The following is a 17378-nucleotide window of genomic DNA, read 5'->3' as shown; positions in this document are numbered from 1 at the left end:
CGGGTCTTTCCGGCGATTTGCCCCGCAAAGGCGGTGCTGCTAGGCGGCGCAGCGACATTCAACTCATGCACGCAGGATTCGCCCGATGGTCCCCCGTTACGCCCGCCCGCAAATGACCGCCCTCTGGGAGCCGGAAGCCCGCTTCAGGATATGGTTCGAGATCGAGGCGCATGCGACCGAAAAGCTGGGCGAACTGGGCGTGGTGCCGCCATCCGCCGCCAAGGCGCTGTGGGACTGGTGGGCGACCGAGCCCGCGATCGACGTGCCCGCCATCGACGCCATCGAGGCGGTGACCAAGCATGACGTCATCGCCTTCCTGACCTGGGTAGCGGAACAGGTGGGCGACGAAGCCCGCTTCATGCACCAGGGCATGACGTCCAGCGATGTGCTGGACACCTGCCTTGCCGTGCAGTTGAGCCGCGCCGCCGACCTGTTGATCGACGACCTGGACAAGCTGCTGGAGGTCATCAAGCGCCGCGCCTATGAGCATAAGCTGACCCCGACCATCGGCCGCAGCCACGGCATCCATGCCGAGCCTGTGACCTTCGGCCTGAAAATGGCAGAGGCCTATGCGGAGTTCAGCCGCTGCAAGGCGCGCCTGATCGCCGCCCGCGCCGAAGTCGCCACCTGCGCCATTTCCGGCGCGGTCGGCACCTTCGCCAATATCGACCCCCGCGTCGAGGAGCATGTCGCAGAAAAGCTGGGCCTCGCCGTCGAGCCGGTGTCGACCCAGGTCATCCCGCGAGACCGGCATGCGATGTTCTTCGCCACCCTGGGCGTCATCGCCTCGTCCATCGAGCGGCTGGCCGTCGAGGTCCGCCACCTCCAGCGCACCGAGGTGCTGGAGGCGGAGGAATATTTCTCGCCGGGCCAGAAGGGCAGCAGCGCCATGCCGCACAAGCGCAACCCGGTGCTTACCGAGAACCTGACCGGCCTTGCCCGCATGGTGCGCAGCTATGCGCTGCCGGCGATGGAGAATGTGGCGCTCTGGCACGAACGGGACATCAGCCATTCGTCGGTGGAGCGCTATATCGGCCCCGACGCCACCATCACGCTCGACTTCGCGCTGGGGCGCCTGACGGGGGTCATCGACAAGCTGCTTGTCTACCCTGAGCGGATGATGAAGAATCTCGACAAGATGGGCGGCCTGGTCCATTCGCAGCGGGTGCTGCTGGCGCTGACCCAGGCGGGCGTCTCGCGGGAGGACAGCTACCGCTATGTCCAGCGCAACGCGATGAAGGTCTGGGAATCGGACGGCCAGCTATCGTTGATGGAATTGCTCAAGGCCGATCCGGACGTCGCCGCGGCGCTCACGGCCGAGCAGATCGAGGAGAAGTTCAACCTCGATTATCACTTCCGCGAGGTCGACACGATATTCCGCCGGGTGTTCGGGGAATAGGATCGAACAGGCCCGGCAAGCCGTGCCGGGCCTGCCGGTTCCGTGGTCCTGTGAAAGCAGGAGCACGGTGCAGCGCTGGTGGATTGCTGCCGCGCTAAAACCCGGCCCTCACGACGGAAAAGCCGTCAATGCGGAACGGCGTCGGATTGCCGCCGGATCAATTCGTAATCCAACAGCAGATGCGACGGCTTTTCCTCCGACTTGCCCTTGCGCGCCTTGATCTGCCGCACCAGCAACTCGACGGCGGCGCGCGACATGGCGCTGATCGGCTGGCGGATGGTCGTCAATTCGGGCCAGATCGTGGTCGCCAGCGACGTGTCGTCGAAGCCGCATACGGTCAGGTCGCCCGGCACGTCCAGCCCGCTGCGATGAGCAATGGCGACGGCCGCCGCCGCCATGTCGTCATTGCTGGCGAAGATCGCGGTCGGCGGCTTGGGCAGCGCCAGGATTCGCTCCGCCGCGTCCAGCCCGGATCGATAGGTGAAATAGCCCTGTTCGACCAGCGTCTCGTCCGGCGCGATGCCAGCTTCCGCCAATGCGTCGCCATAGCCCTCCAACCGGCGCTGGCTGGCGCTCTGGTTCGGATGACCCTTGATGAAGCCGATGCGGCGATGGCCCAGCGCGATCAGATGGCGCGTCATCGCCAGCGCGGCGGCATGGTCGTCGATGCTGACCGCCGACATGTCGGCGGGCGCCTCCCCGGTGGCGACGGCGACGGCGACCAGGTCCGCCGCCTTCAGCGCGTCCTTCATCGCCTGGTGGTCGCACAGCGGCGGCGGCAGGATGACGCCGTTGATCCGGCCGCGCAACAGATGGTCGACCACCGTGCCGACGGCGGTTTCCTCATCCCATTTCTCCACCACCAGGTCGACGCCGCTGCGGCTGGCCTGGTCCAGGCTGCCGACCAGGAATTCGCTCAGATAGGATGCCGAAGGGTTGCTGTAGAGCAGGCCGATGCGGGTTTCGTCCCCGCCCGCCAGGCTGCGCGCGGCGGCGCTGGGCGAATAGTTGAGCGCGGCGATGGCCGCTTCCACCTTTTCCTTTGTGGCGCTTCGGACGATCTGTTCGCCGTTGATCACGCGGGACACGGTCATGGGCGAAACGCCCGCATGTTTCGCGACATCGTTGATGGTCGGGGCGTTGCGCTGCCGCCTAGAGCTTCTCGGTTCCATGAGCGTAATGGTAACGGGAAGCTCGCCCGATACTAAGCAAAATCCTCCATCGTCTTTTCGGATCGCGTCAATTACGACTCTTGGCGCGGGGATGGCCGCTCGCGTCCAGCACGGTTTCCATCGCGACATAGGTGGAGGTGCTGGCGACATGGGGCAGGCTGGAGATCTTCTCCCCCAGCACGGCGCGGTAACGGCGGATGTCGGCCGTCCTCACCTTCAGCAGATAATCGAAGCTGCTGGCGATCATATGGCATTCCTCGACCTCGGGAATGCGGCGGACGGCGGCGTTGAACTCGTCCAGCGCCTTTTCGCGCGTGTCGGACAGCTTCACCTCGGCGAAGGCGACATGGTCCATGCCCAGCTTCGCCGGATCGACGATCGCCCGAAATCCCCGGATCACCCCCGTTTCGATGAGGCGGCGCAGGCGGACCTGGCAGGGCGTCTTGGACAGGCCCACCGCCTGGGCCAGGTCGGTGACGGTCATGCGGCCGTCCTCTATGAGGGCGGCGACGATCTTCCGGTCGAATTCGTCCATCTCGATCGTCGGCGGATTTTTCATGGGCTTTGCCGTGGAAGCATGCTGTCGCGAAAACCATGGATTTTCCGACAAATATGATGGTCGGGGAGAGAGGATTCGAACCTCCGGCCCCTGCCTCCCGAAGACAGTGCTCTACCAGGCTGAGCTACTCCCCGACCGATAGCGGGTCCGTTTCGAGGCGGGCCCGCTGGGCAGGCCGCAGCCTATAGAGGTGGCTTTTCCGGCTGGCAAGCGGCCGTTGCGGTTTTTTTTGGGCGGTTCATAAAAGCCCCGCCTGGCGGAAGCTGAAACGCCCCTTTCGCCCGTGAATCACATGGTCCGCCAGCGCGATCTCGATCGGACGCAGGCGTTTCGAGAGGGTCCGGGTCAGCCGGATGTCGGCCCAGCGCGGAAAGGGGCTGTCGGGCCGCTGCTGCTCGATCGCCAGCCAACGGCTCTCCCACCGCAGCAGCGCGTTCACGGTGTCGCGCCAGTCCTGATCGGCGCGCAGCCGGTGAAGCGGCCGCCATTCGTCGTCCAGGACGAGAAGGTTCAGGGAGGCGGGTTGCGGCATGCGTCGCAGAATGGCCCTGCGCCGCCCGGGCGGTAGGGGAAGGCTGGTCCTTTTCGGAGGAAGCGGCAGCCAATCTTGTCCGTTTCGCAGCATTTGGCGTCGGCGGGCCGCTTCGCTACAGGAGGGGGCAGCCCGCCAGAATCATGAAAGTGTCCCCATGGCATCCTCTCCGCCCCATTATGAGCAGCAATATCTGGACCTGATGCGGCACATCTGGCTGCATGGGGATGAGCGGATCGACCGGACGGGCGTGGGCACGCGGTCGATATTGGGCGCGACGATGCGCTTTTCGCTGGCCGACGACGCGGTGCCGCTGCTCACCACCAAGCGGGTCTATTGGAAGGTTGCCGCGCGGGAGATGCTGTGGTTCCTGACCGGCGACACCAACATCCGCGAACTGGTGCGGCAGGGCGTGCATATCTGGACCGACTGGCCGCTGGACAGTTACCGCAAGGCCACGGGCGAGGAAATCGACCGCGACGCGTTCGAGGCGCGGATCGTCGAGGATCAGGCCTTCGCGGCGCGCTGGGGCGATCTGGGGCCGGTCTATGGCGCGCAATGGGTGAACTGGCCGCGCTATGAGGAGGTCGGGGACGGCCTCTACCGCCGGGCGGCGCAGGGACATAACCAGATTGCCGATCTGGTCGAGGCGATTCGGACCAGCCCCGGCTCGCGGCGCTTGCTGTTCACTGGCTGGAACGTGGCGGAAGTATCGCGCATGGCGCTGCCGCCCTGTCACATGACCTATCAGTTCCAGGTGGCGAACGGGCGGCTGAATGGGCTGCTGTTCCAGCGGAGTTGCGACCTGGGGCTGGGCTTCGCCTTCAATATATTCGGCCTGTCGATGATCACCCGGATGCTGGCGCAGCAATGCGATCTGGAGGCCGGCGAGATCGTCTGGCAGGGCGGGGACGTGCATCTCTACCTCAACCACGCCGAACTGGTGGAGGAGCAGATCGGCCGAATTCCGTCGGGCAGCCCGAAATTGCGGATCAACCGCCGCCCTTCGAGCATTTTCGATTATCGGATCGAGGATTTCGAAGTGGCCGATTACGCGCCGCAAAGGCATATCGCCGCCCCCGTCGCCGTCTAGCGGAGGACGAGGCGCGGCCAGATGGGTCAGCAAGGCTTGCCTTTGCGGGTGTTGTAATATAATAATTGCACTGAGCAATATTATTGCAATGCACAAAAGGAGGCAGGATGAGCGACCGGATCGATTCGGACGCTGGAAGGGAGGAGGCAGGGCGTAATCTGCCGCCGCTCCGGCTGCATGTGCCGGAGCCGAAATTCAGGCCTGGCGACAGCGCCGATTTCAGCGACTTCGACATTCCGCCCGCCGGTGCGCAGGCGCGGCCGGACGAGACGGCGCAGCCCGCCGGGATGCGCGACCTCGCCTATGGGCTGGTCCGGGTGCTGGATGAGGAGGGGGCTGCGGTCGGCCCCTGGGATCCCAAGCTGCCGCCGGAAATGCTGCTCAAGATGCTTCGCAACATGGCGCTGACGCGGGCGTTCGACGCGCGCATGTTCCGCGCCCAGCGGCAGGGCAAGACCAGCTTCTACATGAAGTCGACGGGCGAGGAGGCCGTGTCGATCGGCGCCGCCGCGGCGCTGGCGAGCGATGACATGTGCTTTCCCAGCTATCGCCAGCAGGGCATATTGATCGCCCGTGGCTGGCCCATCGTCGACATGATGAACCAGATCTATTCGAACAAGGGCGACAGGCTGAAGGGGCGCCAGCTTCCCATCATGTATTCGGCGCGGGACGCGGGGTTCTTCTCCATTTCCGGCAACCTCACCACCCAATATCCGCAGGCCGTGGGCTGGGCCATGGCCAGCGCGGCGCGGGGCGACACGCGGATCGCGGCGACCTGGTGCGGGGAAGGGTCCACGGCGGAGGGCGACTTCCATTCGGCCTGCACCTTCGCCAGCGTCTATCGCGCGCCGGTCATCATGAATGTCGTGAACAACCAGTGGGCGATCAGCAGCTTTTCGGGCTTTGCGGGGGCGGAGGCGACGACCTTCGCGGCGAGGGCCATCGGCTATGGCATTGCAGGCCTCAGGGTCGACGGCAACGATGCGCTGGCGGTCTATGCCGCGACGCGCTGGGCCGCGGACCGGGCGCGGGCCAATGCAGGCCCGACCCTGATCGAACATTTCACCTATCGGGTCGAGGGGCACAGCACGTCGGACGATCCCGGCGCCTATCGCTCCGCCGACGAGGCGAGCCACTGGCCGCTGGGCGACCCCATTGCGCGGCTCAGGAAGCATTGCATCGCGCTCGGCATCTGGGACGAGGAGCGGCACGCAGCGATGGACAGGGAACTGGCCGAAATGGTCCGCGACGCGGCGCGGGAGGCCGAGAAGAACGGCATTCTGGGCCATGGCCTGCACCATCCGATGGAATCGATGTTCGAGGACGTGTTCGAGGAGATGCCCTGGCACCTGCGCGAGCAGCAGCAGAAAATGCTCGACGAATGGAAGGCAGCCGGCCTGTGAGCGACATGATGAGCGAAGCGGTGACGGAAATCCGCGGCGACACGGTGCAGATGAACATGATCCAGGCGATCAACAGCGCGCTGGACGTGATGATGGGGCGCGACCCCGCCGTGGTCGTGATGGGCGAGGATGTCGGCTATTTCGGCGGCGTCTTCCGCGCCACGGCGGGCTTGCAGCAGAAATATGGCAAGAACCGCGTGTTCGACACGCCGATCACCGAATGCGGCATCATCGGCGTCGCGGTGGGCATGGGCGCCTATGGCCTGAGGCCGGTGCCGGAAATCCAGTTCGCCGATTATATCTATCCCGCGCTGGACCAGCTCGTGTCGGAAGCGGCGCGGCTTCGCTATCGCTCCGCGGGGGAGTTCATCTCGCCCATGACGGTGCGCTCGCCCTTTGGCGGCGGCATTTTCGGCGGACAGACGCACAGCCAGTCGCCCGAGGGCATCTTCACCCATGTGTCGGGCGTGAAGACGGTGATCCCCTCGACCCCCTATGACGCCAAGGGCCTGTTGATCGCGGCCATAGAGGATAATGATCCGGTCATCTTCTTCGAACCCAAGCGCATCTATAACGGGCCGTTCGACGGCCATTACGACACGCCGGCGCGAAGCTGGGCGGGGCATGCGCAGGCGCAGGTGCCGACCGGCCATTACCGCGTTCCGCTGGGCGAGGCGCGGGTGGCGCGGGCGGGCGAGGCGCTGACCGTGCTCTGCTATGGCACGATGGTGCATGTGGTAGAGAACAGCGTGGCCGAAATGGGCGTGGATGCGGAAATCCTGGACCTGCGCACGCTGGTGCCGCTGGACATCGAGGCCATAGAGCGGTCGGTGCGCAAGACCGGGCGCTGCATGATCGTACATGAGGCGACGCGGACGAGCGGTTTCGGCGCGGAACTTTCCGCCCTGGTGCAGGAGCGGTGCTTCTACCATCTCGAAGCGCCGATCGAGCGCGTGACCGGCTTCGACACGCCCTATCCGCACAGCCTGGAATGGGCCTATTTCCCCGGCCCGGTGCGCATCCGCGAGGCGATCAACAAGATTTTGAAGGATTGAGGGGCTGTCATGGCGCTTTTTACGTTCAGGTTGCCGGACATCGGCGAAGGCATCGCGGAAGCGGAGATCGTCGGCTGGCACGTGAAGGTCGGCGACCGGGTCGAGGAGGACCAGCCGATCGCCGACATGATGACCGACAAGGCGACGGTGGAGATGGAATCGCCGGTCGCGGGCACCGTGGTCCGGCTGGCGGGCGAGCCGGGGCAGCAGATCGCCATCGGATCGATGCTGGTGGAGATCGAGACGGAGGGGGAAGGGGAGACGCCTGCTCCCCCTTCTCCCCTCCCTTCCAGGGAGGGGCCGGGGGTGGATGGCGAGCGAAGCGAGCTTGCCCCGGCCTTTGAAGAACAGCCGGCCCCGCCGGAAGCTACCCCCGACCCGTCTTTGAGAGAGAAGGGAGAAGTGCTGGCTTCCCCCGCCGTTCGGGCGCGGGCGAAGCAATTGGGGATCGATCTTGCCCAGGTGAAGCCCAGCGGCGATCATATCCGCCATTCCGATCTGGATGCCTTCCTGCTTTATGGGGCGGGTCAGGGCTATCGGCCGGCCGGGCGCGCGGCAAGGCGCGCCGACGAAGAGGTCAAGGTCATCGGCCTGCGCCGCCGCATCGCGGAGAATATGGCCGCCTCCAAACGCGCCATCCCGCATTTCTCCTATGTCGAGGAGATCGACGTCACCGCGCTGGAGGAAACCCGCGAGCAGTTGAACGCCCATCGCGGCGAACGGCCCAAGCTGACTCTGCTGCCGCTGCTGATCGTGGCGATCTGTCGCGCGCTGCCGGATTTTCCCATGCTGAACGCGCGCTATGACGATGAAGCGGGGGTGGTGACGCGCCATGGCGCGGTGCATATGGGCATCGCGACCCAGACCGACGCGGGGCTGATGGTGCCGGTGATCCGCGACGCGCAGGACCGCAATGTCTGGCAGCTCGCGGCGGAGATCAAGCGGCTGGCCGACGCCGTTCGCGCGGGCAAGGCCAGGTCGGATGAGCTGTCCGGCTCCACGCTGACGCTGACGTCGCTGGGGCCGCTGGGCGGGGTGGCGACGACGCCGGTGATCAACCGGCCGGAAGTCGCGATCATCGGCCCGAACCGCATCGTCGAGCGGCCTGTCTTCCGGGGGAAGGAGGTGGTGCCCGCCAAGCTCATGAACCTGTCGATCAGTTGCGACCATCGGGTGGTGGATGGATGGGATGCGGCGAGCTTTGTCCAGGCGGTGCGGAAGTTATTGGAGACGCCGGTTCTATTGTTTGCGGATTGAGAGGCGGTATCCCATTCCTCCCCACGCTGCGCGTATGGAGGATTAGTTTGCGCTCTCAACGTACCGTGGCGCGATAACTGAGGCGACCGCTTTCGCCGGGGGATATTTCGTCGGGGACGGTCCAGCGGATATGGGTGATGTCGGCGGGGACTGCGCGGCGGGTGCCGCCCAGCGCCGTCGGCAGCCATAGGTCGGAGAGGCGGCCCCATCGTGCGCCGCCGTCGACCGACACCTGCATGGCGGGATCGGTGAGGTCTGGCTGAGCGCCACGCGGGACGGCGTTGGTGACGGCCAGGTTGCGGATCGTGCGGTTGCCCGCATTGCGCCAGTTGACGACGAAGATGAGCTGGTCGCCCGATTCCGCCCGGCCGGCGCTTTCCAGCACGCGGCGGGCGCGGCCGTTGATGTCGGTGCTGACCCGCTCCACGAACATCTGCCGTTCCAGCCGGATTTCCTGCCGTGCCCAGGCAAGCTGCGGCGCCGCCATGCAGGCCAGGGCGACCAGCCAAGCCCCCGATTTCATCCCAGTCCCCCAAGCTGTTGCCCGGCCAATGTGGCAGCAGGTGCCGAAGATTTGGTTAAGGCCTTGTTTCCCTTGCTATCCGCCTGATCCGCTGATGTAAATTATCGGGCCGAAATTGACGGGCGGGCGCCGCCCGTGCAGAAAAAGGGCGGCGGGCGAGGATATTTCAGGCGTGACACCCCAGGAACAGCAGGAGATCAACCGGCGGCGGGACCGCTTGCTGGCGTCGATTGCGCTGACGACCGGCGTCGGGCTGATCCTGGCGCTGCCCTTCGCCTTGAGGGAGGGCGCCGAGTTCTTCCTGCCGCTGACCGCCGCGCTGGTGATCGCCATTGCGCTGGTGCCCTTCCTGGAGTGGATGGAGCGGCGGAGCGTGCCTTCGCCTCTGGCCGCGCTGACGGCGGTGATCGCCTTCCTGCTGGTGGCGAACACGGCGCTGGTGCTGATCGTCGTCCCGGCCGCCGACTGGTTCCGGCTGCTGCCCGAACGGCTGCCCAAGATTCAGAACAACCTGGCGCCGCTGATCGATTTCTATTCGCAGCTTCAGCGTTTCGTCGACGAAACGGTGCAGATGCTGGCGACCGGGCCGGTGGCGGCGGCGCAGACGGCGGCGGTGGACGCCCCCCGGTCGCTGCTGCAGTTCGCGGCCACATCCGCCCCGGCGGCGATCATCCAGATGGTGTTCGCGCTGCTCATCATCTATTTCTTCCTGGCCGGCTGGACGCGGCTGCGGCGGCGGACGATCAACAGCCGGGGCAGCTTCGACGGCGCGATGGCGGTGGCGCGGGTGATCCAGAATGTGGTGGACGCGACATCCGCCTATGTCCTCACCATCGCGACGATCAACCTGTGCCTGGGCCTGGCGGTCGCCTTCGCCCTGTGGCTGATCGGCATGCCGTCCCCGCTGATGTGGGGCGGCATCGTCGCGCTGCTGAATTTCGTGCCCTATTTCGGGCCGATGCTGGCGGCGGCCCTGCTGGCGCTGGGCGGGCTGATGGTGTTCGACGACGTGTGGAGGGCGCTGCTCCCCGCCGCCTTGCAGGTCGGTTTCCACCTGGTGGAGGCCAATGTCGTGACACCGACGATATTGGGGCGGCGGCTGACCATGAATCCGCTGCTGATCCTGGTGTCGCTGACCTTCTGGGGATGGGTGTGGGGAACGCCGGGCGCTTTGCTGGGCGTGCCGTTGCTGATCATCATCCAGACGGTCGTGTCGGCCGCCGGAACGCCCGACATAGCGGGTTTCCTGTTCGAGCGCGGCACGTTGACGGTCGACCCGCGCAAAGAAAATGACGAAAGCCGCGAAACTGATGTCGCAGGCGGTTGACAGGGGGAACGGGGCCGCATAGATGCCCGCCCACACCGAACGCGGGTGTAGCTCAGTTGGTTAGAGCGCCGGCCTGTCACGCCGGAGGTCGCGGGTTCGAGCCCCGTCACTCGCGCCACTTTCCTTGAAAGGAAGGAGGTGGATGGTTTTCCAGATCAGCATCGTCTGGTGGCCTGCATGGCCCACGCCAAGATGCCGCCCTGCGCGGGTGTAGCTCAGTTGGTTAGAGCGCCGGCCTGTCACGCCGGAGGTCGCGGGTTCGAGCCCCGTCACTCGCGCCATTCTCCCCCGGATCGAGTGACGATGCTGTTGGACGCGGCGCTTGCCCTGCGTCCTTCGATAATGGCTGATTTGCGTCATTTTTCGCCGAAGTTCACAGTGTATGCGCGCGCGTGCCCGGGCGCGCGTAGGCGTTGCGTGTCGGACATTTCAAAGAGGCGGAAAGGATAGGCGGGTCGGCGGGCAGTAGGACAGGCCAAATTTCGGGGCTGTTGGAGAAATAGGATGGTTTTCGAGGATGTTGTGGCCGTTTGGCCACGGATGGTTCCCGATGGGTCGGCGGGGCCTTTGGGTGGAGAGCGGAGGTTTCCCTATTCGTCACCCCGGGCTTGACCCGGGGTCCCGCTTTCTTTTTGAGTCCGCGCCCGGCCCAAGGCAGCGGGACCCCGGATCAAGTCCGGGGTGACGGTGGGGCAATGACCGCAACTGGCCAATCCAAAAACATTCCCCCTCCCGTAAACGGGAGGGGTTAGGGGTGGGCGCCACCCCGGACCTGATCCGGGGAGCTTCTAACTTAGCCGTTGCACAGCAACGCGCATGTCGCGCCAGCCCACCCCCTAACCCCCTCCCGCTTGCGGGAGGGGGAATGACGGCTTCCCACCCGAAATGCCTAAAAACCGCGCCAGCGCCCCGTCTCCATCCAGGACAGGAGGCGCTTCAACGGCAATATCCATATCCAGATCAGGCCGAGAAAGACGTAGACCGGCACCTGCGCAACCATCGGCAATCGTCCGATCAGCCCCGACAGGCTTCCCACCAGCACCGCCCACAGCGCGATCAGGCCCAGGATCATGAACATGCCCACGGGCTTGCGCCAGCTTGGCCTGTAGGTGGGACGGGGGTCGATGCTCATGCCTCATATCCTTCGATCAGTTCGACTTCGGTCAGGATCAGATTGAGCGGCAAGTCCCACGGATCGGCGGGCAGGTCGTCATGTTCCTGCACCGACCAGGCCAGCCCCAAGCGCAGCGCGTCGGGATAGCGGGCGAAGACCCGGTCGTAATAGCCGCCCCCCTGGCCCAGCCGGTTCATCGCCCGGTCGAAGCCGATCAGCGGGGCGACGATGACGTCGGGCGTCACCGGATCGCCGGTCGGTTCAGGATGGCTGGTGCCGAACAGGCCGGGGAAAAGCCGGTCCTCCGGCCGCCAGCTCAGAAAATCCATGCTGCCGAGGCGATCGAGCACGCGGGGCAGGGCCAGCGTCTTGCCCATGGCCTGCAAGGGGGCGGCGAGCCGCTGGGCCGGGGCTTCGTCGTCCAGCCCCATGTAAAGCGCCACCACCTCGGCGTCCGCCAGCCGCCGGGCGAGGGGGGAGGGGATCACCTTGAACGCCAGCCGGTGCGCCAGCGGATCGAGCGAGGCCACGAAGGCGCGCCGCCTCTGCCGGGCGATGGCACGCAGGGTCGCCTTGTCTGTGTCGTCGCTCATCGGGGGCCTTATGTTGGCGAAAGGACATTGCGGGAGGGGGGTGACGGGACCGCCTCGGCCGTGTGCTGGAAAATCCTCTGACGCCTCAACGTCAGGTGGGAACCATGTAGATCGGGCCGGAACCCGCCCAGGGACAGTCCCCTTGGATGTGATTATCGCCTCAGGGATGTTCGCTAAAGCTCGATACCGCGCAGTGCCCGTCGCCTCTCTATCTAGGCTTCGGGCGAAGCTGCGACAAGTCTTTCGCGCAGCTTTTCTATGCGCGTGGCGAGGGATTCGAGCGCGCGGGCAGCCGGTTCGTCCCCGGACTCCAGCGCCAGCGTCTGTTGCCGCCCTATCGCCTCGCGCTTGAGGTCATTGAGTTCGTCGGCGAGGAACAGCGCGGCGAACAGCAGCGTGCGCACTTCGGTCAACCCCGGCGTGTTCTGCTGCGCCAGCCGCGCCTTGCGCTCGATCAGATTGGCGAGATGCGCCAGATGCGCCTCCTCCCCGTCGCGGCAGCGCAGGTCGTAGACGCGCCCGGCGATGTGCAATGTGGTTTCAGCCACCGGCCCGTTCCTTCACGTCCTGCCCCTTCAATTCGGTGATGAGACTGTCCAGCGACCGCAGCGCCGTGCGGGCGGCGGCGGCGTCGATGCCGGGCAGGGCGCCGGCTGGGAGGTCGGAAGAGGGGACAGGCGCGGCCGCAAGGCCTTCCACATCCTGTTCCAGCCGGTCGATCGCGCGCTCCAGCGTGCGGATGGCCTGCATCATTCGGTCACTTGCCATGTTCCACGCATAGACAAAGTTTTCGCCGCGCAAAAGCCGTCATTCGGCGGCTTGGCGCAGCCTGGGGGCCACCCGTGGTTGACGCCTTGTCCCTGAGGCGACAAAGGGGGCGCAATTTCGATTCGCTGGCCTTAACAGGGGGCCATAGACAAGCCAGGAAAGACGCCGCTTCGATGACCGTTTCCGAAAAGTCCCTCGCCAACGCCATACGGGCGCTTTCCATGGACGCGGTGCAGGCCGCCAACAGCGGCCATCCGGGCATGCCGATGGGCATGGCGGACGTCGCCACGGTGCTGTTCAAGGACTATCTGAAATTCGATCCGAAGGCGCCGAAATGGGCCGACCGCGACCGTTTCGTGCTGTCGGCGGGCCATGGGTCGATGCTGATCTACTCGCTGCTGCACCTGACCGGCTATGCGCGCCCGACCATGGAGGACATCGCGAATTTCCGGCAACTGGGCAGCCCCTGCGCCGGGCATCCGGAGAATTTCGAACTGGCGGGCGTGGAGGCGACCACCGGGCCGCTGGGTTCGGGCCTGGCCACCGCCGTGGGCATGGCGATTGCCGAGCGGCATCTGAACGCGCAGTTCGGCGACGAACTGGTCGATCACCGCACCTGGGTGCTGGCAGGCGACGGCTGCCTGATGGAAGGCGTCAACCATGAGGCCATCGGCCTGGCGGGGCATCTGAACCTCGGCCGCCTGATCGTGCTGTGGGACGACAACAAGATCACCATCGACGGCGCGGTCGACCTGTCGAGCAGCGAGGATGTGCGGGCGCGCTATGCCGCGACCGGATGGCATGTGGTGTCGTGCGACGGCCATGACGTGGCCGATGTGCGCCGCGCCATCGACGAGGCGCTGGCCGATCCGCGTCCGTCGCTGGTCGCCTGCGCCACCAAGATCGGCTATGGCGCGCCGAACAAGGCGGGGACTTCGGGCGTCCATGGGTCCGCGCTGGGCGAGGCGGAAGTCGCCGCGGCTCGCGAATTCCTGGGCTGGTCGGCCGAGCCTTTCGTCATTCCCGAAGACATCGCCGCCGCCTGGAAGGCCATTGGCGCCAAGGGCGGCGACGCCCGCGCGGCCTGGGCGGATCGTCTCGGCTCCAACGCGCACAAGGCGGAATTCGAGCGGCGCATGGCCGGCGAACTCCCCGCCGGTTTCTCGCTCGACGCCTATATCGACACGCTGATCGCCAATCCGCAGAAGGTCGCCACCCGCAGGGCGAGCGAACTGGCGCTGGGCGCGATCAACGACCTGCTGCCCGAGACGCTGGGCGGTTCGGCGGACCTGACCGGCTCCAACAACACCAAGACCAAGTCGACCGGGCCGCTGACGAAGGACGATTATTCGGGCCGCTACGTCTATTATGGCATCCGCGAATTCGGCATGGCCTGCGCGATGAACGGCATGGCGCTGCATGGCGGCGTCATTCCCTATGGCGGCACCTTCCTGGTGTTTTCCGACTATATGCGCGGCGGCATCCGCCTGGCCGCGCTCCAGCAGATCCGCGCCATCCATGTGCTGACCCATGACTCCATCGGCCTGGGCGAGGACGGCCCGACCCACCAGCCGGTCGAGCATGTCATGTCGCTGCGCATGATCCCGAACCTGGACGTCTATCGTCCGGCGGACATCGTCGAGACGGCGGAATGCTGGGAACTGGCGCTGAAGGATGCGGACGGCCCGTCGGTGCTGGCGCTGACCCGGCAGAACCTGCCGCAGTTGCGCACCGAGAAGGCGGGCGAGAATCTGTCGGCCAGGGGCGCCTATCGGCTGAAGGCCGCGACCGCCGAGCGCAAGGTGGTGCTGGTCGCCACCGGCTCCGAGGTCGAGATCGCCGTCGCCACCGCCGCGCTGCTGGAGGAGCAGGGCATCGGCGCGGATGTCGTCTCCATGCCCAGCTGGGCGCATTTCGATGCGCAGCCGCAGGCCTATAAGGACGATCTGCTGCCGCATCATGTGCTGCGCTGCTCCATCGAGGCGGGCACGACTTTCGGGTGGGAGCGTTATGTCGGCATCGCCGGGCTGCGCTTCGGCATCGACACGTTCGGCGCTTCGGCTCCGGCGGACGTTCTTTACGATCATTTCGGCCTGACGGCCGCCAAGATCGCGCCGCGCATCGTGGCCGCGCTCGACTGAAATTCAACCAACCGGGAGACAAGTGCAGTGGCAACGAAGGTAGCAATCAACGGTTTCGGCCGTATCGGCCGTCTGGTGGCGCGCGCGATCCTGTCGCGGACCGACCATGATCTGGAACTGGTGAGCATCAACGACCTGGGCGACGCCAAGTCCAATGCCCTGCTGTTCAAGCGCGACAGCGTCCACGGCAACTGGGGCGGTGAAGTCAGCGTCGACGGCGACGCGCTGATCATCAACGGCAAGCGCATCGCCGTCACGGCGGAGCGCGACCCCTCCAAGCTGCCGCATGCCGCGCAGGGCGTGGAAATCGCGCTGGAATGCACCGGCATCTTCGCCGACAAGGCGAAGGCCAGCGCGCACCTGACCGCCGGGGCCAAGCGCGTCATCATCTCCGCCCCCGCGACCGGCGTCGACAAGACCGTGGTGTTCGGCGTCAACCATGAGACGCTGAGCGCCGACGACGTGGTGATCTCCAACGCGAGCTGCACCACCAACTGCCTGGCTCCGCTCGCGAAAGTCCTGCACGACGCCCTGGGCATCGAAAAGGGCTTCATGACCACGATCCACAGCTACACCAACGACCAGAACACGCTGGACCAGTTGCACAAGGACATGCGCCGCGCCCGCGCTGCCGCCGTGTCGATGATCCCGACCACCACCGGCGCCGCCCGCGCCGTGGGCGAGGTGATGCCGGAACTCAAGGGCAAGCTGGACGGTTCGTCGGTGCGCGTGCCGACGCCGAACGTCTCGGTCGTCGACCTGAAGTTCATCGCCAAGCGTTCGACCAGCGTCCAGGAAGTCAACGAGCTGCTGAAGGCCGCTTCGGAGGCCGGGCCGCTCAAGGGCATATTGGGCTATTCGGACGAGCCGCTGGTGTCCATCGACTATAATGGCGATGCGCGCAGCTCGACCGTCGACAGCCTGGAAACGGCCGTGATCGACGGCACGCTGGTCCGCGTGCTGAGCTGGTACGACAATGAATGGGGCTTTTCGAACCGCATGATCGACACCAGCGGCGTCGTGGCGAAGTTCCTCTAAACGACATAACCCCGCCGGACCGATCCGGCGGGGTTTTTCATCCAATTCCACGCATTACAGGGAGCGATCATGGCAAAGCCGTTCAAGACACTCGACGACATGGGGGACATCACGGGCAAGGTGGTGCTGGTGCGCGAGGATCTGAACGTGCCGATGCAGGATGGCTCCGTGACGGACGACACCCGCCTGCGCGCCGCCATGCCGACCGTGCTGGAACTGGCCGACCGGGGCGCGAAGGTGCTGATCCTCGCTCATTTCGGCCGTCCCAAGGGGCAGAAGAACCCGGAATATTCGCTGTCGAAGATTACCCGCCCGCTGACGGCGGTGCTGGGCCGCGACGTGCAGTTCATCCCCGATTGCCAGGGCGAGGCGGCGACGGACGGCATCAAGGTGATGCGCAACGGCGACATCTCGATCCTGGAGAATACGCGCTTCCATGCAGGCGAGGAGAAGAATGATCCCGCGCTGGCGGAAGCGATGGCGGCGATCGGCGATCTCTATGTGAACGATGCTTTCTCCGCCGCTCACCGCGCCCATGTTTCGACCGAGGGTCTGGCGCACAAGCTGCCCGCCTTTGCCGGGCGTTCGATGGAGAAGGAACTGGACGCGCTCCAGGCCGCGCTGGGCGAGCCGGTGAAGCCGGTCGCGGCGGTCGTGGGCGGCGCGAAAGTGTCGACCAAGCTCGACGTGCTGAACAATCTGGTCGCGAAGGTCGACCATCTGATCATCGGCGGCGGCATGGCCAATACCTTCCTGTTCGCGCGCGGCGTCGATGTCGGCAAGTCGCTGTGCGAGAAGGATCTGGCCGCGACGGCGGAGGCGATCTTCGACAAGGCGGAAGCGGCGGGCTGCACCATCCATCTGCCCTATGACGTCGTCGTGGCGAAGGAATTTGCCGCCAACCCGCCCTCCTTGCGCACCTGCAACGTGCATGAGGTGGCCGAGGACGAGATGATCCTGGACGTCGGTCCGGCCGCCGTCGAGGCATTGGGCGATGCGATCAAGAACTGCCGGACTTTGGTGTGGAACGGCCCGCTCGGCGCGTTCGAGATCGCGCCCTTCGACAAGGCGACCGTGGCGCTGGCGAAGACGGCGGCGGCGCTCACCAAGGAAGGCGGGCTGACCTCCGTAGCGGGCGGGGGCGACACCGTGGCGGCGCTCAACCATGCGGGCGTGGCGGGCGATTTCAGCTTCGTCTCGACCGCTGGCGGCGCTTTCCTGGAGTGGATGGAAGGCAAGGAACTGCCGGGCGTAAAGGCCTTGATGGCCTAGGTTTTGGAGGATTCGGTCCATGGCGGGCTGCAAATGGCGGTTTTCTGCGCTTCCGGTGCTCACGACCTGCAGGTCGCTGCGCGCCGGTTCTCGAAAACCACCATTTTCGCTTCGCCCTGAACCGAATCCTCG

General features: G+C 65.7%; 17 protein-coding genes and 3 tRNA genes. 11 read left to right on the top strand and 9 right to left on the bottom strand.

What is annotated here, in order from left to right:
• Window positions 1-85: 85 nt before the first annotated feature.
• The gene (gene purB / locus SIDU_RS07965) at window positions 86-1399 is read left to right on the top strand and encodes an adenylosuccinate lyase (protein ID WP_007683504.1); all 1314 of its coding nucleotides are present in this window, start codon (window positions 86-88) and stop codon (window positions 1397-1399) included.
• A 125-nt stretch (window positions 1400-1524) separates the two neighbouring features.
• Here purB and SIDU_RS07960 read toward each other — a convergent pair whose 3' ends face one another.
• The 4 genes from SIDU_RS07960 to SIDU_RS07945 all read right to left on the bottom strand — a co-directional run bounded on the left by SIDU_RS07960 (window position 1525) and on the right by SIDU_RS07945 (window position 3662).
• A complete protein-coding gene (locus SIDU_RS07960) occupies window positions 1525-2571 on the bottom strand; it encodes a LacI family DNA-binding transcriptional regulator (RefSeq protein ID WP_013039702.1) in 1047 nt (348 codons plus the stop codon).
• 67 nt (window positions 2572-2638) lie between these two features.
• Window positions 2639-3130: an Lrp/AsnC family transcriptional regulator gene (locus SIDU_RS07955; RefSeq protein ID WP_007683509.1), complete on the bottom strand. Its 492-nt coding sequence runs from the start codon at window positions 3128-3130 to the stop codon at window positions 2639-2641.
• A 57-nt stretch (window positions 3131-3187) separates the two neighbouring features.
• A tRNA-Pro gene (locus tag SIDU_RS07950) sits at window positions 3188-3264 on the bottom strand.
• A gap of 104 nt (window positions 3265-3368) precedes the next feature.
• Window positions 3369-3662, bottom strand: a complete 294-nt coding sequence (locus tag SIDU_RS07945; RefSeq protein ID WP_007683511.1) for a JAB domain-containing protein — start codon at window positions 3660-3662, stop codon at window positions 3369-3371.
• Between the two features lie 157 nt (window positions 3663-3819).
• On the opposite strand from SIDU_RS07945, the gene thyA reads away from it, so the two are divergent.
• The 4 genes from thyA to SIDU_RS07925 all read left to right on the top strand — a co-directional run bounded on the left by thyA (window position 3820) and on the right by SIDU_RS07925 (window position 8470).
• Window positions 3820-4755: a thymidylate synthase gene (thyA, locus tag SIDU_RS07940; protein WP_007683513.1), complete on the top strand. Its 936-nt coding sequence runs from the start codon at window positions 3820-3822 to the stop codon at window positions 4753-4755.
• Between the two features lie 107 nt (window positions 4756-4862).
• A complete protein-coding gene (locus SIDU_RS07935; RefSeq protein WP_007683515.1) occupies window positions 4863-6158 on the top strand; it encodes a 3-methyl-2-oxobutanoate dehydrogenase (2-methylpropanoyl-transferring) subunit alpha in 1296 nt (431 codons plus the stop codon).
• Between the two features lie 50 nt (window positions 6159-6208).
• Window positions 6209-7213 carry an alpha-ketoacid dehydrogenase subunit beta gene (locus tag SIDU_RS07930; protein ID WP_007683517.1) on the top strand — a complete coding sequence of 335 codons (1005 nt, stop codon included), beginning with the start codon at window positions 6209-6211 and terminating at the stop codon, window positions 7211-7213.
• A gap of 9 nt (window positions 7214-7222) precedes the next feature.
• Window positions 7223-8470 (top strand): dihydrolipoamide acetyltransferase family protein, encoded by a 1248-nt coding sequence (locus SIDU_RS07925; RefSeq protein WP_007683519.1) that lies wholly within the window; start codon window positions 7223-7225, stop codon window positions 8468-8470.
• A 55-nt stretch (window positions 8471-8525) separates the two neighbouring features.
• Here the strand turns inward: SIDU_RS07925 and SIDU_RS07920 are convergent, their stop codons facing one another.
• Window positions 8526-8993: a hypothetical protein gene (locus SIDU_RS07920; protein WP_007683521.1), complete on the bottom strand. Its 468-nt coding sequence runs from the start codon at window positions 8991-8993 to the stop codon at window positions 8526-8528.
• A 172-nt stretch (window positions 8994-9165) separates the two neighbouring features.
• Here SIDU_RS07920 and SIDU_RS07915 point away from each other — a divergent pair, with 172 nt between their 5' ends.
• The 3 genes from SIDU_RS07915 to SIDU_RS07905 all read left to right on the top strand — a co-directional run bounded on the left by SIDU_RS07915 (window position 9166) and on the right by SIDU_RS07905 (window position 10601).
• The gene (locus SIDU_RS07915) at window positions 9166-10320 is read left to right on the top strand and encodes an AI-2E family transporter (RefSeq protein WP_007683523.1); all 1155 of its coding nucleotides are present in this window, start codon (window positions 9166-9168) and stop codon (window positions 10318-10320) included.
• Window positions 10321-10361: 41 nt separating this feature from the next.
• Window positions 10362-10438 (top strand) — tRNA-Asp (locus SIDU_RS07910).
• An 86-nt stretch (window positions 10439-10524) separates the two neighbouring features.
• A tRNA-Asp gene (locus SIDU_RS07905) sits at window positions 10525-10601 on the top strand.
• A 608-nt stretch (window positions 10602-11209) separates the two neighbouring features.
• On the opposite strand, the gene SIDU_RS07900 is transcribed toward SIDU_RS07905, so the two are convergent.
• From SIDU_RS07900 to SIDU_RS07885, 4 genes are all read right to left on the bottom strand, one after another.
• On the bottom strand, window positions 11210-11452 hold the full coding sequence (locus SIDU_RS07900) for a DUF2842 domain-containing protein (protein WP_007683526.1): 243 nt from the start codon (window positions 11450-11452) through the stop codon (window positions 11210-11212).
• Complete coding sequence (locus SIDU_RS07895) at window positions 11449-12027, bottom strand: 5-formyltetrahydrofolate cyclo-ligase (protein ID WP_007683528.1); 579 nt, start codon at window positions 12025-12027, stop codon at window positions 11449-11451. Before SIDU_RS07895 ends, SIDU_RS07900 begins: the two co-directional genes overlap by 4 nt.
• Window positions 12028-12239: 212 nt before the next feature.
• A complete protein-coding gene (locus tag SIDU_RS07890; RefSeq protein ID WP_007683530.1) occupies window positions 12240-12575 on the bottom strand; it encodes a cell division protein ZapA in 336 nt (111 codons plus the stop codon).
• Window positions 12568-12780, bottom strand: a complete 213-nt coding sequence (locus tag SIDU_RS07885) for a hypothetical protein (RefSeq protein ID WP_007683532.1) — start codon at window positions 12778-12780, stop codon at window positions 12568-12570. The genes SIDU_RS07890 and SIDU_RS07885 overlap by 8 nt, the downstream gene beginning before the upstream one ends.
• Before the next feature lie 188 nt (window positions 12781-12968).
• Between SIDU_RS07885 and tkt the strand changes: the two genes are divergently transcribed.
• The 3 genes from tkt (at window position 12969) to SIDU_RS07870 (ending at window position 17246) form a co-directional block, all read left to right on the top strand.
• Window positions 12969-14936 carry a transketolase gene (tkt, locus tag SIDU_RS07880; RefSeq protein WP_007683534.1) on the top strand — a complete coding sequence of 656 codons (1968 nt, stop codon included), beginning with the start codon at window positions 12969-12971 and terminating at the stop codon, window positions 14934-14936.
• 27 nt (window positions 14937-14963) lie between these two features.
• A complete protein-coding gene (gap, locus tag SIDU_RS07875) occupies window positions 14964-15974 on the top strand; it encodes a type I glyceraldehyde-3-phosphate dehydrogenase (RefSeq protein ID WP_007683536.1) in 1011 nt (336 codons plus the stop codon).
• Between the two features lie 69 nt (window positions 15975-16043).
• On the top strand, window positions 16044-17246 hold the full coding sequence (locus tag SIDU_RS07870; RefSeq protein WP_037508165.1) for a phosphoglycerate kinase: 1203 nt from the start codon (window positions 16044-16046) through the stop codon (window positions 17244-17246).
• The last annotated feature ends 132 nt before the right edge of the window (window positions 17247-17378 follow it).

Source organism: Sphingobium indicum B90A, assembly GCF_000264945.2.
GTDB lineage: Bacteria > Pseudomonadota > Alphaproteobacteria > Sphingomonadales > Sphingomonadaceae > Sphingobium > Sphingobium indicum.
This window is presented reverse-complemented; position numbering and strand designations above follow the sequence as displayed.